The sequence below is a fragment of the Rhizobacter terrae genome (genome assembly GCF_003852895.1).
GTDB lineage: Bacteria > Pseudomonadota > Gammaproteobacteria > Burkholderiales > Burkholderiaceae_C > Albitalea > Albitalea terrae.
The window spans coordinates 454,278-474,946 of sequence record NZ_QUSW01000002.1 but is presented as its reverse complement, the minus strand read 5'-3'; the positions used below and the strand labels follow the sequence as shown (position 1 = coordinate 474,946).

17 protein-coding genes are annotated in these 20,669 nt (G+C 68.5%); 6 read left to right on the top strand and 11 right to left on the bottom strand.

Annotated elements, in window-relative coordinates; translation table 11 throughout:
• Nucleotides 1–11 precede the first annotated feature (11 nt).
• From DZC73_RS09145 to DZC73_RS09115, 7 genes are all read right to left on the bottom strand, one after another.
• Nucleotides 12–941 carry a DMT family transporter gene (locus tag DZC73_RS09145; protein ID WP_124539917.1) on the bottom strand — a complete coding sequence of 310 codons (930 nt, stop codon included), beginning with the start codon at nucleotides 939–941 and terminating at the stop codon, nucleotides 12–14.
• A 13-nt stretch (nucleotides 942–954) separates the two neighbouring features.
• The gene (locus DZC73_RS09140) at nucleotides 955–1,824 is read right to left on the bottom strand and encodes a 3',5'-nucleoside bisphosphate phosphatase (protein ID WP_124539916.1); all 870 of its coding nucleotides are present in this window, start codon (nucleotides 1,822–1,824) and stop codon (nucleotides 955–957) included.
• 18 nt (nucleotides 1,825–1,842) lie between these two features.
• Complete coding sequence (locus DZC73_RS09135; RefSeq protein WP_124539915.1) at nucleotides 1,843–2,598, bottom strand: hypothetical protein; 756 nt, start codon at nucleotides 2,596–2,598, stop codon at nucleotides 1,843–1,845.
• A gap of 65 nt (nucleotides 2,599–2,663) precedes the next feature.
• Entirely contained in the window at nucleotides 2,664–6,284 is a 3,621-nt protein-coding gene (locus DZC73_RS09130; RefSeq protein ID WP_124539914.1) for an ABC transporter permease/M1 family aminopeptidase, read from the bottom strand.
• 15 nt (nucleotides 6,285–6,299) lie between these two features.
• Nucleotides 6,300–7,244 (bottom strand): ABC transporter ATP-binding protein, encoded by a 945-nt coding sequence (locus tag DZC73_RS09125; protein ID WP_124539913.1) that lies wholly within the window; start codon nucleotides 7,242–7,244, stop codon nucleotides 6,300–6,302.
• 129 nt (nucleotides 7,245–7,373) lie between these two features.
• Nucleotides 7,374–9,095, bottom strand: coding sequence for a single-stranded-DNA-specific exonuclease RecJ (gene recJ, locus DZC73_RS09120; protein ID WP_124539912.1), 1,722 nt, complete (start codon nucleotides 9,093–9,095; stop codon nucleotides 7,374–7,376).
• 58 nt (nucleotides 9,096–9,153) lie between these two features.
• Entirely contained in the window at nucleotides 9,154–10,083 is a 930-nt protein-coding gene (locus DZC73_RS09115) for a hypothetical protein (protein WP_124539911.1), read from the bottom strand.
• A gap of 87 nt (nucleotides 10,084–10,170) precedes the next feature.
• Between DZC73_RS09115 and DZC73_RS09110 the strand changes: the two genes are divergently transcribed.
• From DZC73_RS09110 to DZC73_RS09090, 5 genes are all read left to right on the top strand, one after another.
• Nucleotides 10,171–11,058, top strand: coding sequence for a type 1 glutamine amidotransferase domain-containing protein (locus tag DZC73_RS09110; RefSeq protein ID WP_124539910.1), 888 nt, complete (start codon nucleotides 10,171–10,173; stop codon nucleotides 11,056–11,058).
• Complete coding sequence (gene senA, locus DZC73_RS09105; RefSeq protein ID WP_328589491.1) at nucleotides 11,042–12,262, top strand: selenoneine synthase SenA; 1,221 nt, start codon at nucleotides 11,042–11,044, stop codon at nucleotides 12,260–12,262. Before DZC73_RS09110 ends, senA begins: the two co-directional genes overlap by 17 nt.
• A gap of 79 nt (nucleotides 12,263–12,341) precedes the next feature.
• Nucleotides 12,342–13,343, top strand: a complete 1,002-nt coding sequence (locus DZC73_RS09100) for an XdhC family protein (RefSeq protein ID WP_124539909.1) — start codon at nucleotides 12,342–12,344, stop codon at nucleotides 13,341–13,343.
• Between the two features lie 337 nt (nucleotides 13,344–13,680).
• Nucleotides 13,681–15,012: an NRAMP family divalent metal transporter gene (locus tag DZC73_RS09095; protein WP_235835049.1), complete on the top strand. Its 1,332-nt coding sequence runs from the start codon at nucleotides 13,681–13,683 to the stop codon at nucleotides 15,010–15,012.
• 128 nt (nucleotides 15,013–15,140) lie between these two features.
• Nucleotides 15,141–15,956 (top strand): SGNH/GDSL hydrolase family protein, encoded by an 816-nt coding sequence (locus DZC73_RS09090; RefSeq protein WP_124539907.1) that lies wholly within the window; start codon nucleotides 15,141–15,143, stop codon nucleotides 15,954–15,956.
• Between the two features lie 33 nt (nucleotides 15,957–15,989).
• Here the strand turns inward: DZC73_RS09090 and DZC73_RS09085 are convergent, their stop codons facing one another.
• Genes DZC73_RS09085 through DZC73_RS09070 form a run of 4 tightly spaced genes read right to left on the bottom strand, consistent with a single transcriptional unit; the run spans nucleotide 15,990 to nucleotide 19,572 of the window.
• Nucleotides 15,990–16,592, bottom strand: coding sequence for a PqiC family protein (locus tag DZC73_RS09085; protein WP_124539906.1), 603 nt, complete (start codon nucleotides 16,590–16,592; stop codon nucleotides 15,990–15,992).
• Nucleotides 16,589–18,295, bottom strand: coding sequence for a PqiB family protein (locus DZC73_RS09080; protein WP_161974514.1), 1,707 nt, complete (start codon nucleotides 18,293–18,295; stop codon nucleotides 16,589–16,591). The genes DZC73_RS09085 and DZC73_RS09080 overlap by 4 nt, the downstream gene beginning before the upstream one ends.
• Nucleotides 18,288–18,914 (bottom strand): paraquat-inducible protein A, encoded by a 627-nt coding sequence (locus tag DZC73_RS09075; protein WP_124539904.1) that lies wholly within the window; start codon nucleotides 18,912–18,914, stop codon nucleotides 18,288–18,290. Before DZC73_RS09075 ends, DZC73_RS09080 begins: the two co-directional genes overlap by 8 nt.
• 58 nt (nucleotides 18,915–18,972) lie before the next feature.
• A complete protein-coding gene (locus DZC73_RS09070) occupies nucleotides 18,973–19,572 on the bottom strand; it encodes a paraquat-inducible protein A (RefSeq protein WP_124539903.1) in 600 nt (199 codons plus the stop codon).
• A 114-nt stretch (nucleotides 19,573–19,686) separates the two neighbouring features.
• Between DZC73_RS09070 and DZC73_RS09065 the strand changes: the two genes are divergently transcribed.
• Nucleotides 19,687–20,610 (top strand): LysR family transcriptional regulator, encoded by a 924-nt coding sequence (locus DZC73_RS09065; protein WP_124539902.1) that lies wholly within the window; start codon nucleotides 19,687–19,689, stop codon nucleotides 20,608–20,610.
• The last annotated feature ends 59 nt before the right edge of the window (nucleotides 20,611–20,669 follow it).

Genomic DNA, 20,669 nt, shown 5'->3' with positions numbered 1-20,669 from the left:
CGAAAGCAGGGTCAGTCGGTGATGGTGTCGGCAGCCAGCGGCGACATCGGCCTGCGGCTGGAGGCCTCGCGCACGTTCAGCCACGCGCTGGCCGCGCCGCACACCGCCACCACGGCCATGCCCACGAAGGCGAAGGCATCGGGCACGTGCCGGAAGGCGACCCAGCCGAAGAAGGCGGCCGAGACGATCTGCACGTACACGAAGGGCATGAGCGTCGACGTCGGCGCGAAGCCCAGCGCGAGGATCAGCAACAGGTGGCCGAAAGTGCCCAGCAGCCCGACGCAGAGCATCAGCGACAGGTGCGGGCCGCTCGCCGCATGCAGCACGGCGGGAATGTCGATGGGGCTGGCCAGCAGGAAGGGCGTCAGCACCGCGGCGCCCACCGCCCCGGTGTAGAAGTGCGTCGTGTACGGGCTCTCCAGCGCCGACAGCTTGCTGGTCAGCACCTGGAAGCTCGCATAGCACAGCGTGCCGGCAACGGGGAACAGCACCGCCCAGCCGAAGAGCCCGCTGCCGGGGCGGATGATGATGAGCGCCCCGGCGAAACCACCCACCACGAGCGCCCACCGCAGCGGCGACACGCGTTCATGCAGCACCCAGGCGGCCAGCATGGTGACGATGACCGGCGTGAGCATGACGATGGCAGTGAACTCGGCCACCGGCATGTGCTGCACGCCGAAGAAGCTCATCGCGCTCGTGCCCAGCAGCAGCATGCCGCGCACGAGCTGGAACTTGGGGTGCGCCGCACGGAAGCCGGCGGTGGACGACAGCGCGAGCCACGCCGTCATCGCGAGCGCCTGGGTGGCGTAGCGCACCCACAGCATCAGCAGCACGGGCAGGAACAGGCCGCCGTATTTCACGGTCGTGTCCATGCCGGCGAAGCACACCGACATGAGGACCACGAGCGCGATGCCGAGCGTGGGACGTTGTTGATGCGGCATCGTCGGTCGCGGCTCAGGCGCGCACGATGCGGTCTTGCAGCGGCTCCCACACCGGCGTGAGCCTGGCAGGCAGCTCGGGCAGGGTGCCCAGGTCGGTGTGGCTTTCCTCGGGGCTGTGGAAGTCCGCGCCGCGCGAGGCGAAGAGGCCGAACTCCAGCGCGGTGCCGGTGTACTTCACGAAGTCGGCGGTGCTGTGGCTGCCTGTCACCACCTCTACGCCCAGGCCGCCGTGGGCCTTGAACTCGCTGAAGAGCGCGAACTCCTCGTTGGGCGTGAACTTGTAGCGGCCGGGGTGGGCGATGACGGCCATTCCCTTGGCCTGCGTGATCCACGTCACCGCATCGCGCAGGCTGGCCCAGCGGTGCGGCACGTAGCCTGGTTTGCCTTCGGTGAGGAAGCGGCGGAAGACTTCCTGCGTGTCCTGGCACACGCCGCTGTCGACCAGGTGCCGTGCGAAGTGCGTGCGCGAGATGAGCTCGGGGTTGCCGACGTACTTCAGGGCGCCTTCGTAGGCGTCCTTGATGCCGACCTTGGCCAGCTCGCGGGCCATGTCGCGCGCCCGCTCGCCGCGGCCGCCGCGGGTCTGGGCGAGGCCCTGCACGATGGCGGGGTCGTCCGCATCGAAGCCCAGCCCCACGATGTGTACCGTGGTGCCGGCAAAGGTGACGGAGATTTCAGCGCCGGTGAGGTAGGGCAGGCCAAGCGCCATGGCGGCGGACATCGCGCGGCGCTGGCCACCCACTTCGTCGTGGTCGGTCAGCGCCCACAGTTCCACGCCGTTGGCCTTGGCGCGTGCGGCGAGCGCCTCGGGTTGGAGGGTGCCGTCCGACACGCAGGAGTGGCAGTGCAGGTCGGCGTTGGTCCACACGCTGGGAAGATTCACGAGGAGATTGTAGGAATCTCAGAGCGCCGGCGCGTCGAGTGCCTTGAGAGCCCCCTGCGCCGCATCGATCCATTCGCGGTTCATGTCGCGCGAATGCCGGTTGCCGCGGTTCACGTCCTTCAGCGCGTTGTCGAGCGCCGTGCGGCCCGCGGATTTCTCGCCGCGTTCCAGCAGGAAGAGGCCGTACTTCACCTGCACCTCGACGGTCGAATCCGCGGCGATCACCGCCTCGAAGGCAGCGCGCGCCTCGGGCCGCCCGGCGCCCGCCAGCGCTTCGGCATGCATGAGGGCGGCCTGGCCGGTCTTCTGGTCGGGATGGGCGCGGAACAGGGTCTCGAAGGTGGCCACGGCATCGGCATGGTGTGCGCCGATCAGCTGTGCCGCCCCCAGGCCGCGCAGGAAACTGACGTCGGTGGCATACGGCCCGCTGGCGGCCACCTTGTAGTGGTCGATGGCCTGCTGCACCTCGCCCTTGGCCAGCAGGGCCTGCGCCAGCCGCGCGCGGTTGTAGGCCGTGGGCGTGCGATCGAACTCGATGGTGGCTTCGCGCAGCTCGCGGTGCGGGTCGACGATGTTGCTGACCACCTTGATCGCCTTGCGGCCCTGCCGCGTGTGGCGCATGTCGCCCATGTACTCCGAGAAGAAGTACACGATGCTGCCCAGCATCGGGAACGACAGCAGCACGAACAGCCACCAGTTGGGCCGGCCCGTGCGCACGGCGTGCACTGCAAAGAAGATCGCGAACGCCAAGTGAATGACGGCAATGATCGGCATGAAAACTCCCCCCGGAAATGCCTCCCGCTCTGCGGCGGGGCCGGGGGGATTCTACAAACCGTGCCTTACTCTGCGGTCGGGCCGACGACCACCGGCGTGACGTTGTCCCGCGGCTTGCGGTCGATGAGCTTGTTCATCGGGTCGATGCCGGCGCTGGCAGGGTGCTTGCTCACCGTGAAGGTGAAGCTGGACTTCTCCTGCGTGATGGTGCGGCGCTCCAGCACCAGCGGCTCGCCCTTGTCGTCCAGCACGCCGATGTCAATGGGGTCGTTCAGCGGCAGGTCGGTCTCGCGGCCCTGCTCGTCGGACTGCTGCTTCTTCGCCAGCACCTGCACCGTCACCTCGTAGCGCTCGTCCTTGAGCACCTTCGCCGTGGCCTTCACGGCCCGGTTGTCGTAGACCACGATGCGCTCGAACATGTCGTCGACCATGTGCTGCAGCTCGGGCGGCGTCACCTCGCGGATGGCGGCCAGAAACTGCGTGGTGTTGGGGTAGGGCGGCCCCTTGAACGCATGCTCGTCGCGGAACTTGCGGATGGCCTGGTTGAGCTTGTCCTCACCGATGTAGTCGGCCAGGGCGTACATGACCACGCTGCCCTTGTTGTAGTGGATGTAGGGCTGGTTCTCCACCCGCGCCAGCGGCATCTCCTTCTTCTGCTCGAAGCCGCGGTCGCGCAGGTAGCGGTCCATCTCGTAGCGCAGGAACTTGCGCATCTTGGCCGGGCCCAGGCGGTGCTTGAGCACCATGAGCGCCGAGTACTGCGCCATGCTTTCGATGAGCATGGTGCTGCCTTGCACGTCCGCGCCCACCACCTGGTGGCCCCACCACTGGTGCGCCGCCTCGTGGGACGTGATGTAGTAGGGGTAGTCGATGTCCTTCTCGTCATTGGGCCGCACGCGGGCGATGAAGCCGATCTCCTCCGAGTACGGGATGGTGTTCGGGAAGGACTGCGCGAAGGCCGCGTAGCGCGGGAACTCGACGATGCGGAACTGCTTGTACTGGTAGGGCCCGAAGTTGCGGCTGTCGTAGTCCAGCGAGTCCTTCACCGACTGGATCATCGCGTCCAGGTTGTACTCGTGGCCGGGGTGGTAGTAGATCTCGATGGCCACGTCGTTCCACTTGTCGCGCTTGACCGCATAGCGCGCCGACTGGAAGGCGAAGAAGTTGAGGATGGGCGCGTCCATCTTGTAGTGGAAGTAGCGCCGTCCGTCCTGCGTCCACTCGCGCTGCAGGTAGCCCGGCGCGATGGCGATCTGGTCGGGTTCGGTGCTCAGCGTCGCCTCGAAGTCCACCCAGTCGGCATCCGACGACAGCGGGTTGGTCTGCAAGCCCTTGGGGTCGTCGCGGTCGCGCATGCGCTCCTTCGGCGCGAGGCCGAACTTGCGGCGGTCCTGGTCGCGCTGGAGTTCGTGTTCTTCCTGGTAGCCCAGAACTGGCGCCAGCATGCGCGCATTGACGAAGCTGCCGTTGTAGACGACGAAGGTGTTGGTCTGCCCGTTGGTGAACCCATGCGAGGCGACCTCCACGTCGAAGCGCAAGGTGGTTGTTTCGCCCGGCCCCAGCGCCTGCTTGAGCTTGTAGCGGCGCAGGCCCAGCTTCGCGTTGGTTTCCACGAGTTCGCTGGGCAGCCCGATCTCCATCGCATGGACGGTCGCGATCTCGGCCAGCAACACCTGCAGGTTCAAGGTGGAAATTGGTGCCGCGGTCTTGTTGCGCAACTCGTAGGTGCCGCGCAGTCGGATGGCCTGTTGCAGCGGGCGCAGGTCCACGTCGAGCCTGACGGCGGTGATCCTGGGTTGGGGCTCGGCCGACAGCAGTGCCTTGTACTTCTTCTCGTAGTCGGCCTGGGCCTGCTGGCTGGACGCGCTGGTCTCGTACACGTTCAGCACGTTGGTGTTGTAGTAGATGAAGCCACCCAGCCCGACGAAAGCTGCAAGGCTCGCCGCACCCACGGCCAGCGGCACCGAGGTGAGCCGTCCCGCGGCCACGCGGCGGCGCTCGCGCCAGCCGGCCACGGTGCCGCGCTGCCAGAACAGGTAGCCCAGCAGCAGCAGCAGCACGCCGGCGGCCGTCCAGTAGGCCTGGAAGGCGACGGCGCGCGGCAGGAAGTGGCCCCAGCCGTTCATGTCGGAGTACACCGTCGGCGGCACGGCACCGAACTTGAGCAGGTTGTGCTCCAGCCCGAGCGCCGAAGAGAACATGATGACCAGGTAGTACACGACCATCACGAAGTGGCCGACGTACTTGTGGTTGACCACGCTGTGGATGGCGATGGCCAGTGCGCACATCAGCCAGTAGGACAGCAGCTCCATGCCCAGCATCTGCACGTACAGCCACGGCTCCAGGCGCGTGAAGCCCTGGGCGAGCTGGATGGCCATGCCGCACAGCATCAGCACCACCTGCAAGAAGGCGGGCACCAGCATCAGCGCGAAGAGCTTGGCCAGCATCGGCAGCCAGGTGGGCACGGGCAACGCGTCGGTGATCTGGTCCAGCCGCGCCTCGCGTTCGCGCCAGACCAGCTCGCCGCCGTAGAAGGCGATGATGACCAGCATGAACAGCCCGAAGGTGCCGCCCACCAGGCTGGCCACCGCGAAGGTGTGCGGGTACGTGCTGGTACCGTAAATGTCGCCCAGCGTGGTACTGGCGAACACCATGAAGAGGATGCCCGCCAGCACGAGGACGCTGAAGTAGATGTTCTTGACGGTCTCGCGGAAGTAGAGCCAACTGAGGCGGGCAAGGGTGGCGAGGGAGCTGGGTTCCGTTCGGACGTCCGTTCGCGCTGAGCTTGTCGAAGCGTGGGCCTGCGAGGAAACGGCTTCGACAGGCTCGGCCCGAACGGCGTCGGACGGGGCCTTCTTACCGCCTCCTTCGCTCACGAACGCTGCAAACGAGAACCGCCACGCGCACACCGCCGCGATCACCCCGCCCACCGCCATCCACAGCAGCCGGTTGGCCAGCAGCACGCCTTCCAGCGGCACCAGGCGGGTGTTGCGCTCGGCCACGGTCCAGTATTCCGTCAGCACGCTCATGGCCCGGCTGCCGAACGGGTCCAGCAGCGCCGCGAGCGTCTTGTTGTCCAGGTCGCGCGCCAGCTGCAGGGCGATGAGCTGGCCGATGAGCAGCAGCACGCTGCCGATGTACACCGGCAGCATCTTGCGTGTGAGCGCCGCCAGGCTGAAGAAGATGCCGCCGGTCAGCAGCGCGTTGGGCAGCAGCACCACGAGGTAAGGCACCACGTAGGCGGCCCAGCGGTTGGGGCCCAGCCGCTCGGCATCCATGCCCGGCAGCAGCGTGGCGAGGAACGAGCCCAGGCCGATGCCCATGAAGGCCACCAGCACCACGCCCAGCGCACCGGCGAACCGGCCACCCAGGTAGGCCGCCTTGCCGATGGGCGAGGTGAAGAAGAAGTTGTGCGTGCGGTACTCGAAGTCCTGCTGTACCGCGCGGCCCATGATGGCCGCCATTACTGTCACGCCCACCAGCCCCAGCACCGACACCGTCTGCGCCAGCGCGAAGGGCGAGTTCACGAACACCTTGCCGCTGCCGAAGGACACGTTGGCGTCCTTGAACAGGCCGCCGGCCGCGGCCATCCACAGCATGGACAGCGAGAAGAAGAGGATGAAGTAGACCCAGGTGGACAGCAGCTTCAGCCGCGACCTGAATTCGAAGGAGGCGATGGCGAACATGGGCGCGCTCCCGGATCAGACGATGACCGAGCTGGTGTCCACGAAGGCGCCGTCGGCGACCAGGCTGCGCTTCATGCCCACGTGCCCGCCGATGGCCGCGAAGTAGGCGTCCTCCAGCGTCGGTTCGGCAGGCTCGAAGCCAGGGCCGGGGTGGCCGTCGGCGATGACGTTGATCTGCGTCTTGCCGCTGTACAGCCGGGTGGAGATGACCGTATGCTGTGCCTTGAGCGCATCCACCTCGGCGCGCGACACGGAGGTGACCCAGATGCGCCCCTTGAGCAGCCCGACCAGCGCCTGCGGCGTGCCCGACAACAGCACGCGGCCCTTGTTCATGATGGCCAGGTGCGGGCACAGGTCGCTCACGTCCGAGACGATGTGGGTGGACAGCAGCACGATCACTTCCTCGCCGATCTCCACCAGCAGGTTGTGGAAGCGCGAGCGTTCCTCCGGGTCCAGGCCGGCGGTCGGCTCGTCCACGATGATGAGCTTGGGGTTGCCGAGCAGCGCCTGTGCGATGCCGAAGCGCTGCCGCATGCCGCCGGAGAAACCGCCCAGCGCCTTCTTGCGCACGTCGTGCAGGTTGGTCTGCTTCAGCAGGCGCTCGACCACGTCCTTGCGCTCGCCGCGCGAGCTGAGCCCCTTGAGCTGGGCGAGGTGGTCCAGCATGTCCTCGGCGCTCACCTTCGGATACACGCCGAAGTCCTGCGGCAGGTAGCCCAGCACGCGGCGCACGGCGTCCTTGTCGCGCAGCACGTTGATGGTGCCGGGCACGTCGGTGAGCTGCACCGAACCGGAGTCGGCATCCTGCAGGGTGGCCAGGGTGCGCATCAAGGTGGATTTGCCCGCGCCGTTGGGGCCCAGCAGCCCGAACATGCCGCGCGGGATGGACAGGGTCACGTCGTCCAGGGCCTGCACGCCGTTCGGGTAGGTCTTGGACAGGCCGGTGATGTGCAGCTGCATGGTCGCTCGCGCAGGGATGGAGATGGACCGGAGTATCTCCGCTGGGCCAAGCGAGGCCCAACAGCCGTGCGATGAAGCGGGAAAAGCGAGGGATGGCCTGCTGTCAGGCGGGACTGCCGGGGGATGGCTTCAGCCCGCGGCCTCGACGATCATCTGCACCCGCTGCCGCCCGTTGTACTCGTCCACCGAGAGCCGGTAGGCCAGCGTGACCCGTTCGCCCACCGGCTCGCTGTGCCCGAACCAGATCGCGTCGCGCACCGTGCCCTGGTGTCGCACCGTGAGCTTCAGGTGCTTCTCGCCCACCAGCCGTTGCGACACCACCTCCACCTCGTCGCTGAACAGCGGCGGCTCGAAGGCCTGGCCCCAAACCTGCGCATCCAGCGAGAGCACGGTCTCGGGGTTGAAGTACTCCACGCCCAGCGGGCCGTCGCTCAGCAGCTTGCGCGACAGGGTGGCTGCATCCAGCCACTCGTGGGCCACGCGCTGGAAGGCCTCGTCGAAGGTGTCGAAGTCTTCCTCCGCCACCGTGCAGCCGGCGGCCATGGCGTGGCCGCCGAACTTCACCAGCACGCCGGGGTGGCGCTTGCTCACCAGGTCCAGCGCGTCGCGCAGGTGGAAGCCGGGGATGGATCGGCCCGAGCCCTTGAGGAGACCATCCTGCCCCAGGGCGAAAACGAAGGTGGGCCGGTGCACGCGGTCCTTCAGGCGCGAGGCGACGATGCCCACCACGCCCTCGTGGAAGTCGGGGTCGAAGATGGCCAGCGCCGGCGGCGGGTCGCCCTCGGGCATCAGCATCTCCAGCAGCGATTCGGCCTGCTCGCGCATGCCGGCCTCCACCTCGCGGCGCTCGCGGTTGATGGTGTCCAGCATCTTGGCGAGCTCGCCCGCGCGGTTGGCGTCGTCGGTGAGCAGGCATTCGATGCCCAGCGTCATGTCCGACAGCCGGCCCGCGGCATTGATGCGTGGACCCAGCGCGAAGCCGAAGTCGAAGGCGCTGGCGCGGCGCACGTCGCGGCCGGCAGCGGCAAAGAGGGCGGCCACGCCGGGTTGCATCTTGCCCTGGCGGATGCGCTTGAGGCCCTGCGCGACGAGGCGGCGGTTGTTGGCGTCCAGCTTCACCACGTCGGCCACGGTGCCCAGCGCGACCAGGTCCAGCAGTGCGTCCAGCCGTGGCTGGTTCTCCGGCGTGAAGACACCGCGGCGGCGCTGCTCGCCCCGCAGGGCCAGCAGCACGTAGAAGATCACGCCGACGCCGGCGAGGTTCTTGCTCTCGAAGTGGCAGTCGGGCTGGTTGGGGTTCACGATCACGTCGGCATCGGGCAACGTGACCACGTCGCCGACGAGCGCCGGCAAGTGGTGGTCGGTGACCAGCACGGCCAGGCCCTTGTCGCGCGCATGGGTCACGCCGGCGAGGCTGGCGATGCCGTTGTCGACGGTCAGCAGCAGGTCGGGCTTCTTGGCCAATGCGAGGTCGACGATGGCCGGCGTGAGGCCGTAACCGTGCACCGCGCGGTCGGGCACGACGTAGCCAAGCGTGCCCGGTTTCGCGCCCAGCAGCGCGAGGCCGCGCAAGGCCACGGCGCAGGCGGTGGCGCCGTCGCAGTCATAGTCGGCCACGATGCAGATGCGCTTGCCGGCGGCAATGGTGTCGGCCAGGAGCACGGCGGCGCGGTCGGCGCAGTGCAGGTCGCCGGGAGCCAGCAGCCTGCCCAGGCCATCGTCCAGCTCCTCGGGCGAACGCACGCCGCGCGCGGCGAACAGCCGGGCCAGCAGCGGGTGCACGCCGGCCTGTTCGAGCGCCCAGGAGACGCGCGGCGGCACGTCGCGCAAGGTGATGGTCGGCGAGGTCATTTGGATACCTCCGTGCGGCGCACTGCGGTGCGAGCTTCTTGGGGCGGCCCAGCGAATCTCATAGTGTCTCCAGGATGGTGTGCGGCTGAACGCTGCGAAAGCCCGCGGTGAGGCGCTGCCAGGCGCTGCGCGGCTGCATCTCGAAGCGCCGGGCGAAGCGCTCGCCGCACAGAACGAGGGCGCTTCCGGGCTCGCTCGGTGCACGTTCCAGCCATTGTCGGACGGGGCCTGCGTCGAGTGCGCGCCACGCATCGGCCCAGCTGGCCCAGTCTTCGGCGAGCTGGGGCGCGCGCAGGGCATCGGACACGGTGGGTTCATTGCCGGCAACGGGCTGGCGGCGGCCGCAGCCGCTCAGCCAGAACGAGTTCACCGTCGGCTCGCCGCGCGCCTCGCGCTCGTCGTTGACGGCGTGGTTGTAGAGCAGCATCTGCACCTCGTTCTGCAGGCGGCGCACGAGACGCGCCTCGGGGTGCGTGGGCAGCCACAGGTCCACGTTGCGGCCGATGACGCGGTCGATGGATGCGCAGGGCAGGCGGTCGAAGTCCTCATGCGCTGCGTACCAGCGGGTTGAAGTGGCATAGACCAGTTCGAAGCCTTCAGTCTCGAACAGCGGGCGCACGGCCTCGAACACCGTGCGTGATTCTTCGTCGCCGAGGTTCAGGTCGGCCGGATCGGCCAGGCTGATGTGGTCGCGCCCCACGTGCCAGTGCACCGGCGTCAGCAGCCCCCAGGCCCGGGTGCCGGCCTCGATGCCGTCGGCCGCTGCCGCATGGGCGGCGAAGGGCAGGGCGCCGTCGTCGCCTTGCCAGCCGCGCGCCTGCGCAAGTGCCCGTTCGTGCGGCGGGGTGAGGCTGTATTCGTCGCTGCCCAGCGCGTCGCCGGGCTGGGCGGCGGCCAGCGCGCGGGCCAGGTGCGGCAAGGCCAGGTCGCGCGCGGTGTGGATTCCGGCGTCCGACAGCGCCGCGGCGAAGGGGATCAGCAACTGCATGGGGCGCGATTATCCCCAGACTGGAACCTCCAGACTCCGCGCCCGCCGCGCGCGCACAATCGGCTCCCGCCCTGGCATCGAGCACCGATGGACGTCCTCATCCCGATTCCCTCCCACGACTTCGACCCCACCGAGGCCGCAATCACCTGGCGGGTGCTGACGGATGCAGGCATCCGGGTGCGATTCGCGACACCGGATGGCCGCCCCGGCGAAGCCGACCCCCACATGCTCAGCGGCGAGGGGCTCGACCTGTGGGGTTTCATCCCCGGCCTGAACAAGCTCAAGCTGCTGGGCCTGGCCTTGCGGGCCGATGCACGAGGCCGCGCGGCCTACGCGCAGATGCAACAAAGCCCGGAATTCCGCCAGCCGCTGCGCTGGAGCGAGATCCGCTGCGCCGACTTCGACGGCCTGGCCCTGCCCGGCGGCCATCGCGCCCAGGGCATGCGGCAGTACCTCGAAGACACCACCTTGCAGGCCAAGGTGGCGGAGTTCTTCGACGCAGGCCAGCCCGTGGCCGCCATCTGCCATGGCGTGGTGCTGGCCGCGCGCAGCGTGTCCGCGCGCACCGGCCGCTCGGTGCTGCATGGCCGCAAGACCACCGCGCTCACCTGGAAGCTGGAGCAGAGCGCGTGGATGCTGATGCGCTTCCTCGGCCGCTTCTGGAACGCCGCCTATTACCGCACCTACGAGGAAGCGCGCGGCGAACCGGCCGGCCACCGCAGCGTGCAGGCGGAGGTGACCCGCGCGCTCGCATCGCCGGCCGATTTCATGGACGTGAGCCCGTCGGACTTCCGCCGGGGCAGCGGCCTGTTCCGCGACACGCCCACCGACAGCCGCTGCGCGTTCGTGGTCACCGATGGCCGCTACGTGTCGGCCCGCTGGCCCGGCGACGCCCACCTCTTCGCCCGCACCTTCGCCGAGGTGGTGAAGGCTGCATCGTCCGAAGGAGCCGCGCGTGGTGCTCGAATCGCCTGAGGCCGACGCGACGCAGATGCGGCAGGCAGGCAAGGACCTGCTCTCGCTGGCGCTGCTGGACGCGCGCAACCACACGCTGCGCTGGATCACGGCCTACGAGGACGCCATCGGTACCGCGCAGTTCCAGGTGCCCGAATCGCCCGACCTGTTGCCGCCGCTGTGGCTGCTGGGCCATGTCGGCTGGTTCCAGGAGCGATGGATTGCCCGCAACGTGCAGCGCCAGCGCGGCACGAAGGCCGATGCGTCCGCCACGAGGCTGGCCTCCGTGCTGCCCGATGCGGACCGCTGGTACGACCCGGTGCAATCGGCGCGCGGCATCCGCTGGCACCTGGATTTGCCGGACCTCGCGGCCACCAAGCAGTACCTGGCCGAGACCATGGACATCGCGCTGGACCTGCTCGACGGCGCGAGCGAGACTGACGAGGCGCTGTACTTCTTCCGCCTCGCGCTCTTCCATGAGGACATGCAAGGCGAAGCCTTCGCCGAGATGGCGCAGACGCTGGGCATTCCCGCCGCGCCCGGCTTGCTGCGCGACTGGCTCACCACGGCCCAGCGTGAACCGCTGTTGTTCCCGGCCACCCGCTGGCAGCTCGGCTGCGTCCCCGGCGGCTTCGTGTTCGACAACGAGAAGTGGGCCCATGAAGTCGCCGTGCCCGAGTTCGAGATCGATGCGCAGCCCGTGACCTGGGCGCAGTTCACCGAGTTCGCGGAAGACGGCGGCTACGACAACCCGCAGTGGTGGACCAATGAAGGCCTGGCCTGGCTGCGCGCCACCGAACGCCGCGTGCCCCGCCACGTCGACCAGATGCGCCAGGGCGTGCTGCAGCAGCGCTTCGGCCGCCTGTCACGCGTGCCCTTGACCCAGCCCGTGCTGCACGTGAGCTGGCACGAGGCCCACGCCTGGTGCCGCTGGGCCGGCCGCCGCCTGCCCAGCGAGGTGGAGTGGGAGGCCGCGGCGCAGGCCTATTCGCGCGGCTTCGCCTGGGGTTCGGTGTGGGAGTGGACGGCCACGACCTTCCGGCCCTACCCAGGCTTTGCCGCCGACCCCTGGGCAGCCTATTCGGAACCCTTCTTCGGCCGGGCCAAGGTGCTGCGCGGCGCCTCGGTGGCCACCCGCAAGCGCATGGCCCACACCCGGTTGCGCCGCTTCGCCGCCCCCGAGCGGGACGACATGCTGTGCGGCTTTCGCAGCTGCGCGCTGTGAGGCAGCCCTCGTCCCCACCCATGACACGCGATCCCGTTCGCGGTAGTCTCACCCGATCGTCTCCCGAGGAGCATGCCCCGTGGACAGCCTCGATCTCCAGGTCCTGAATCAAGCCCGCGCGTGGTTCGCCCAAGGCCGCAAGGTCTGGCTCGTCACGGTCATCGAGACCTGGGGCTCGGCGCCGCGCCCGCCCGGCGCGCTGCTGTGCCTGCGCGACGATGGCCTGGTGGTGGGCTCGGTGTCCGGCGGCTGCGTGGAAGACGACCTCATCGACCGCGTGCGCCACGGCGAGCGTGTGGATGCGCCCAGCCTCATCGCCTACGGCGTCACCAAGGAAGAGGCCGCGCGCTTCGGCCTGCCTTGCGGCGGCAACCTGCGGCTGGTGCAGGAGCCGGTGGTGGATGTGGCGTGGATCGACGAGATCATCGAGCGCACCTCGCGCCATGAACTGGTGGCGCGCGTGCTGGACCTGCACGACGGCCGCGGCCGAGTCGAGCCGGCCCACCGCAGCGAAGGCTTCAGCTTCGACGGCCGCGTGATGCGCGCGGTGTTCGGGCCGCGCTGGCGCATGCTCATCATCGGCGCGGGACAGCTCTCGCGCGTGCTGGCGCAGATGGCGCTGCCGCTGGACTTCGAGGTCACCTGCTGCGACCCGCGCGAGGAATACCACCTCACCTGGGACGTGCCCGGCACGCACTTCAGCCGGGCCATGCCCGACGACGTGGTGCTGGAGATGCAACTCGACCCGCACAGTGCGGTGGTCGCCGTCACGCACGACCCCAAGCTGGACGACATGGTGCTGCTGGAGGCGCTGAAGTCGCCGGCCTTCTACGTGGGCGCGCTCGGCTCGCGCAGCAACACCGCCAAGCGCAAGGAGCGGCTGGCGCTGTTCGACCTCTCGCCCGGCGAGATCGGCCGGCTGCACGGGCCCATCGGCCTGGACCTGGGCTCCAGGACACCGGCGGAGATCGCGGTGTCCATCCTGGCGGAGATCATCGCCGTGAGGAACGGCGTGACGCTCGTGCAGAAGAAGCAGGGCTCGGCCGTGCCGGTGCCGGGCAATGCCTTGACCGGACCGTAGCGCATCGCACGCAAACCGCCGAACTCCATGCCCCATGGTCGGGTGCCCGTCAGCGTCAAGGCGAGACAATCGCGGTCCCTTCACTTGACGGCATTGCCATGAACCCAGCGCCTAGTTGCTGGCCTTCGCCGTCCAGTCTGTAAGCCTTCGACCCCGTCGAAAACGGCTGCATACCGGGCGGTGGGGGCTGAGCTCTGACCACTTCCCGGGGTTGCGGGCCTACCGCGCGACGTCCTGTCGCCGGCTCTCCTCCCTGACACCTTCGTTTTGTCCGGCGGCCATTCAGCAGGCCGCCTTCTGCTGTCGCGCCGCAGGCCGCGATGGCGGGGAGATGCCCGTGCAACAACTCATCCTTCGCAACCCGTTCGTCGTGCGAGCCGTCGAAAGGGCGCGCCAGTCGCTGCCGGCCACCCGGGCCTTCGCCCAGCGGCTGGGCCCCGGGCTCATCACCGGCGCCGCGGACGACGATCCGAGCGGCATCGCCACCTACTCGCAGGCTGGCTCGCAGTTCCGCTTCGGCCTGGTGTGGACGCTCCTGCTCACCACGCCGCTGATGATCGGCATCCAGATGCTCTCGGCTCGCATCGGCTGGGCCACCGGCAAGGGGCTGGGCGCCAACATCGCCCGGCTGTGCCCGCGCTGGCTGACGATGTCGCTCGTGGCGCTGCTGGTCGTGGCCAACACCATCAACATCGCGGCAGACATCGGTGCGATGGCCGAAGCCGCACGCCTGCTGGTGGGCGGACACCGCAGCCTGTTCATCGTGGGCTTCGGCACCGTGTGCGTGCTGGGGCAGGTGTTCTTCTCGTATGAGCGGTCGGTGCGCATCCTCAAGTGGCTGACGCTGGCGCTGTTCTCGTACTTCGCCGTGGTGATGGTCGTGCAGGTGCCCTGGCAGCAGGCCGCTGTCGAGTCCCTGCAGCCGTGGAGTTTCTTCCCGGCGAACGCCAAGGCCAGCGACTACGCGAGCATGGTCGTGGCCGTGCTGGGCACGACCATCAGCCCGTATCTGTTCTTCTGGCAGGCCGCGCAGGAGGTGGAAGACAACCACGGCCGGCCCGATGCCGCCCAGCTGCGGCTGGTGCCCTCCTATGCGCAGGAGCACCTGTACCGCATCAAGCAGGACACCTACTTCGGCATGGGCCTGTCCAACATCATCGCCCTGTGCATCGTGCTGTCGACCGCGGTGACGCTCAACATGCACGGCATCACCAGCATCCAGACCTCGTCCGAGGCAGCCGAGGCGCTGCGTCCCGTGGCCGGCGAGTTCGCGTTTGCGATCTTCGCGCTGGGCATCATCGGCACCGGCCTGTTGGCGGTGCCGGTGCTCGCGGGTTCGGCGGCGTATGCGGTCAGCGAAGTCTTCGGATGGAAGGCCAGCCTCTCGCACGGCTTCCACGAAGCCCGCGGCTTCTACGCCATCATCATCGCCGCCACCGGCATCGGCAGCCTGATGAGCGTGTTCGAGCTGGACCCCATCAAGGCGCTGGTGTGGAGCGCCATCGTCAATGGCGTCATCTCCGTCCCCATCATGGTCGTGATGATGTGGATCGGGCAGTCGGTGCGCGTCATGGGCGAATACACGATCTCACAGCGGCACCGGTTCTTCGGCTGGGCCGCCACCCTCGTGATGGCCATCGCCGTGGTGATGATGCTCGTCACGGGCTGACCCGTTCCCTTCAGTTCAGCAGCGGTTTTGCCGACAACTTCCCTCAGGCGGGGCGTTCAGCCTTGCCTGGCCGGTGCAGACGCTCTCTGCACCGGTCACTACTCCAATCAATCAACGGGAATTGTCAAATGAAACTGAAGCAATGGGTGGGTCTGGCGCTCTGTGCGGCTGCGTGTCATGCGGCCTGGGCCAAGGACAAGGCTTCTCAACTGCCGCTGCTGGTCGTCGGCGCGTCGTATGCCGAGGGCAAGACGCCGTTCAACAACGGCGTCGCGCCGCTGGGCGGCGTCTCGGTCGGGCTCGGCAGCTACCTGAGCCTCGGGCAGGCGCTGACGCGAACGAATCCGCTGCCGGGCTATGTCATCAACGAGGGGCAGGGCGGAGCGGGGACCTTCGCGCGTCCCTACTGCGCCCCGGGCGCTCCCACCTGCGGACCGGCGGGCTGGGAGAGCTACCAGACGCAATTCCATAAGGCGCTGGCGCGCGTCGCTCAACCGCCCAGCTTCAACACCTACAACGCGAAGTACGTGGTCATCACCATGTCCAACGACTGCCTGCATGCCGATGCCTTCGGCATTCCGCAGAATCAGTCGCAGCCCTGCACGGCCGCGCAGATGAACCAGACGGTGGACCGGCTCGTCGCGCTGGGGCAGGACGCGGTGTCGCGTGGCATCACGCCCATCTACGACGTGATGCCGCGCTACGAGAAGCTGGACCTGCCGCTGTTCCGCAGCCTGTTCGGCCTGGCCTGGGTGATCGGCGAGGCCGACTACAACCAGCTTCGCCAGCTCTCGCGCACGCGCCTCAGCGCCGAAGTGCCCAAGGCTGTGGTGGTCGACATGTGGAAGGACTTCGTGCACATCGGCGACGGCATCCACCCGACGCCGGAGACGGCCAAGCATGCGGCGCGCATCGTGGCCGATGAAATCCTGAAGCGGGACTGAAGCAGGCACAGTGATGCGGCCGGGCAGGCCGCATCACTTCTGCGCACAAGCGGCGCGCTGCCCCTGGCGGATCGCCGTGAGCTGCTGGCCGATCTCGTCGGCAAGGCGGACTGCCGCCCGCCTGTGGGCTGCAGCCAGCGGTGCGATGCCGGGCTCGCTCACCGGCTCCTGGATGACGCTGCGGCACAGCAGGCTGTCCGAGCCCTTCTGGTTGGAGTTCACCGACCAGTTGGCGTCGATGCGCGCTTCGCGGCCGGGCGTGGTCTCGAATCGCTGCACGTCAATGTGCACCGACAGCATCGGGCCCGATGGCGCGAGCATGCCCTTGACGTCCACGATGCCCCACTTCGCCGCCAGCCGAGCCACCACCGCGCCGCGCAGCTCGTCCTGCAAGGGCGCGGCCCAGCGGTCCTGTTCCAGCATCAGCAGCGACTCATCGGCCTGGCGGACCACCCACTGCGCATGGTCGACCTGCGGCGGAATGCCGACGGGGTGGATGTAGACCAGCCCCTGCGCCTGGGCCGGCACTGCGGCGTCCGCAGGAACGAGCGTGTGGAACCGCTCGGGCACCTTGTTCGTCGAGCACGCCGCGAGTGCTGACGCCACCACCAGGGCCACGCCGGTCACGCGCTTCATCGGCTCTTCTCCTGTGAGTTCAATGCCGGGTCCGCAGGCTTGCCCCGCAGGATGGATTCGGGATGCCGCTGCAGGTAGTCGCCCAGCGTGCGCAGGGCCTGCGCGGCGCGCTGCAGCTCCACCATCGTCTGCTCGACGTTGCGCTGCACCGGCGCGCTTTCGTCCAGCAGGTTGCGGTTGAGGCTGTCCACCGAGGCCTGCACCGACTGCAGCGTGCGCTGCACTTCGGCCAAGGCCTTCTGCGCTTCGGGCGTGAGCTGGCGGATGCTCTGCTGCGCCTGCTTGAGCGTGCTGCTCAGGTCGCGGCCGATCTCGTCGAAGGGCACCTTGCTCACCTTGGCGACGATCTCGGCGATCTGCGGCTGCAGCTCGCTGAGCGTGCCCGGCACGGTGGGAATGAGCGGCGCGCCGTTGCTCATTGCGAGCTGGGCGGGCGTGGTCTTGGGCATGAAGTCCAGCGCGATGTACTGCGCGCCGCTGAGCAGGTTGGCCGTGCGCAGCTGGGCGCGCACGCCGTTGTCCACCAGCGTGCGCATGAATCGCACGTCCGCATCCTCGGACAGCGTCGAGTCACGCAGCATCGCCGTGCGGATGGCGCCCAGCCGCAGCGGGAAGATCTGCGCGGTCACCTCCATCGGGTAGCGGCGGCGCTTGGCGTCGAACTGCAGCGACATGGACTGCACGGTGCCGATCTCGATGCCCAGGAAGTCGATCGGCGCGCCGATGGCGAGGCCGCGCACCGACTGGTCGAACACCATGCGCACTTCCATTGGCGGCCCGTCGGGCGGCGCGAGCGCGGCCTTGCGGTCGTGGAAGAGGCTGAAGGTGGCGCCGGCCGGAGCCGGGGGCATGCCCTCGCTGCCGGGCAGCCGCTCGAAGGCGATGCCGCCGGCGATCACCGAGGCCAGGGTCTGCACGTTCAACGTGACCCCGGTGGCGCTGAGCGTGAGGTCCAGCCCGCTTGCGTTCCAGAAGCGCGACTGCTGGTTCACCAGCGTCTCGTACGGTGACTCGACGAACACCTGCACGGTGAGCAGGTCGTTCTTCGGGTCCAGCGTGTAACCCACCACCCGGCCCACGCGGGCACGGCGGTAGTAGACCGGTGTGCCCACGTCCAGCGAGCCCAGGTCGTTCGCGCGCAGCACGAAGCTTCGGCCGGCCTCGCCGCGCAGCACGAAGGGTGGGGCTTCCAGGCCGATGAATTCGTGCGATGACTTCGCCGAAGTGCCCGCATCCACGCCGATGTACGAACCCGACAGCAGTGTGTTCAACCCGCTGATGCCCGCGGTGCCGATGCGTGGCCGCACGACCCAGAAGTGCGTGTCCTCCACGGCGAGGTTGGCCACCGAGCGGTCCAGCCGCACGACCACCAGCACGCGCTTGCGGTCCTCGCTGAGCGTCACCGTCTCGACGCGCCCGACGATCACCTCCTTGTATCGGACCTCCGTCTTGCCGGGTTCCAGGCCTTCGGCGGTGCGGAACTCGATGGTCACGCGCGGGCCGGCTTGCAGCACCGACGAGATGAGCAGCGACAGGCCGATCATCACGGCGACGATGGGCACCAGCCACACCAGCGACAGCCGCGCCGGGTTCTTCTTGCGCACCACGGGTTCCGCGACGGCCGCGGGCACAGGCGGCGCTGGCTCGGGCGGTACGCTTGCGGGCCCTTCTACGGGCGGGTTGGTGTCGTCGTGTTCAGCCACGGGGGGCATGCTCCTGCCAGATGAGCCGGGGGTCGAAACTGCGCGCGGCGAACATGGTGAGGATCACCACGGCCGCGAAGGCGATGAGGCCGGGCTCGGGCTGGACGCTGGCGAGCTTGCCGAAGCGCACCATGCCCACCAGCAGCACGACCACGTACACGTCGAGCATGGACCAGTGGCCCACCGTCTCGACGACGCGATAGAGCTTCGCACGTTCCAGCCGCCGCCAACCGGAACGCCGCCGCGCCGTCCAGGCCAGCAGCGCCAGCGCCACGATCTTCAGGAGCGGCACGATGATGCTGGCCACGAACACGATGGCCGCCAGGCCATAGGCCTTGTCGGTCCACAGCTCGCCGATGCCGCCCGCGATGGTGTACGTGTTGCTGCGGAACACGTTGGTGGTGGTCATGATCGGCAGCAGGTTGGCCGGCACGTACAGCAGCACCGAGGCCGCAAGCAGCGCCCAGGTGCGCTGCAGGCTGCGCGGCTTGCGGGCATGCAGCCGGTTGCCGCAATGCGGGCAACGCAGGCGCAGGGTGTGGTCGTCTTCGGCGTTGGGCGCGGCGGATACCGTGCCGCAGTATTCGCAGCCGAGCATCTGGGCGGGCGTGAAGCTCATTGGGACACCTCCGTGCTGCGCACTGCGGTGCGAGCCCCTTCGGGCGGCCGTGCGGGGCTCATGGCGCAGGCTCCATCCACAAGTGCTTGAGCCCGCCCGATTCGAGGGCGGCCAACAGCAAGGCCAGCCCGCCGAATGCGAACATGCCCGGGCCTGGCAGTGCATGCGCCAGCGAGGCGATGCGCACGATGGACACCGCGGCGGCGACCATCATCACCTCCACCATGCTCCAGCGCGTCGCTTCGTGCAGGGCCCGCATGCACCAGCCGAACCAGCGTGCGCGCCGGCCCAGGGTCAGCGGCAGCAGCACCATCAGACGCAGCCCGATGAGCAGGGCGGGCGCGACGATGGCCGTCAGCGCCGACAGCACCGCGACGAGGGGCTCGCCGGCATTCCACATGAGGTGGATGGCATACGGCAGGGTGGCGGCCGTGCGTGATCCGCGCAGGTCGATGTCGACGATGGTCGAGCAGTTGGCGATCAGCAGCACCATGCCGGCGGCCAGCGTCAGGGCGAGCATGGCCTCCACGCCCAGCCGGTGGCCGCGCGCCAGCACCGCATCGCAGCGGTGGCAATGCAGCACCTCACCGCTGGCCAGCGGGCGCCAGCGGTGAACGGCATCGCATTGGTCGCAGACGATGAGGGGTTGGTCTTGCAAGCGCGCTGGGTTCCTGGGGTCCGGCGGAGGTGGCCGGGTTGGGGTCAATGGTACGAATGTGCCCGGGAAGGCACTGTAGGACAAGCGCTCGACCGGGCAGATACGATCCGCAGCATGAACCTGCGATTCGTGGAAGCCTTTTACTGGGTCGTCTCGCTCAAGAGCGTGTCTCGCGCGGCGGAGAAGCTGTTCATCACCCAATCGGCCATGAGCAGCCGCATCGCGGCGCTGGAGGAGGAGCTGGGCGTGCTGCTGCTGGACCGGCGCGACAAGCAGTTCCGGCTCACCGTGGCGGGCATGCGTTTCTTCAACCATGCGCAGCGCCTGCTGGAACTGCAGCGCGAGATCAAGGGCGAGATGGGCGGCGCGGACGGTGCGCAGCGGGCGGTGTCGTTGCGCATCGGGGCCATCGAGTCGGTGCTGCACTCCTGGCTGATCGACTGGGTGCATTCCATGCGCGCCGGCAACCCCGACTTCGAGCTGGAGCTGACGGTGGAAACCACGCCCGTGCTGGTGGACCAGATCCACCGCGGCGCGCTGGACATCGCCTTCGCGGCGCTGCCGTCAGTCGGCGAGCGGCTGCGCAGCCGCGCCCTGCCGCCCATGGAGATGGTGTTCGTGGGCAACACCCAGGTGCACCGCAAGCGCCGGTACACGCTGGCCGATCTGTCGGAGTTCGACTTGCTGACCTTCCAGCGCGGCTCGCAGCCGCACGTGGCGCTGATGGATGTGTTCCGCGATGCCGGCGTGCCCTTGCGGCACGTGCACAACATCTCATCGATTTCGGCGATGGTGCAGCTGGTCGAGGGCGGCTTCGGCGTGGCGACGCTGCCGCTGGCGGCCGTGCTTCGGCTGGCCGAACGGCTGCCGCTCAAACCCCTGAAGTGCGAGGCGAGATTGCCCCCGCTGCCGGTGCATGCGAGCTATCGTGACGACCCCACGTCCACGCTGGCGCAGGGCGTGGTGGATGCGGTGCTGGAGTACGTCGGCGCAGGCAAGCCCAGGCGGCGTTCGGGACGCAGCGAGACCTGGTCTTGAGCCCGGAAAACGGTATTGAGGGTTTTCACCAATCATCGAAAAAATCGATGATCTAAGAA

Bases quoted from the DNA above. Each gene is read 5' to 3' on its own strand.
- DZC73_RS09145 (WP_124539917.1), bottom strand. From the start codon at position 941: ATGCCGCATCAACAACGTCCCACGCTCGGCATCGCGCTCGTGGTCCTC.
- DZC73_RS09135 (WP_124539915.1), bottom strand. From the start codon at position 2,598: ATGCCGATCATTGCCGTCATTCACTTGGCGTTCGCGATCTTCTTTGCA.
- DZC73_RS09130 (WP_124539914.1), bottom strand. From the start codon at position 6,284: ATGTTCGCCATCGCCTCCTTCGAATTCAGGTCGCGGCTGAAGCTGCTG.
- DZC73_RS09125 (WP_124539913.1), bottom strand. From the start codon at position 7,244: ATGCAGCTGCACATCACCGGCCTGTCCAAGACCTACCCGAACGGCGTG.
- recJ (WP_124539912.1), bottom strand. From the start codon at position 9,095: ATGACCTCGCCGACCATCACCTTGCGCGACGTGCCGCCGCGCGTCTCC.
- DZC73_RS09115 (WP_124539911.1), bottom strand. From the start codon at position 10,083: ATGCAGTTGCTGATCCCCTTCGCCGCGGCGCTGTCGGACGCCGGAATC.
- DZC73_RS09110 (WP_124539910.1), top strand. From the start codon at position 10,171: ATGGACGTCCTCATCCCGATTCCCTCCCACGACTTCGACCCCACCGAG.
- DZC73_RS09090 (WP_124539907.1), top strand. From the start codon at position 15,141: ATGAAACTGAAGCAATGGGTGGGTCTGGCGCTCTGTGCGGCTGCGTGT.
- DZC73_RS09085 (WP_124539906.1), bottom strand. From the start codon at position 16,592: ATGAAGCGCGTGACCGGCGTGGCCCTGGTGGTGGCGTCAGCACTCGCG.
- DZC73_RS09075 (WP_124539904.1), bottom strand. From the start codon at position 18,914: ATGAGCTTCACGCCCGCCCAGATGCTCGGCTGCGAATACTGCGGCACG.
- DZC73_RS09065 (WP_124539902.1), top strand. From the start codon at position 19,687: ATGAACCTGCGATTCGTGGAAGCCTTTTACTGGGTCGTCTCGCTCAAG.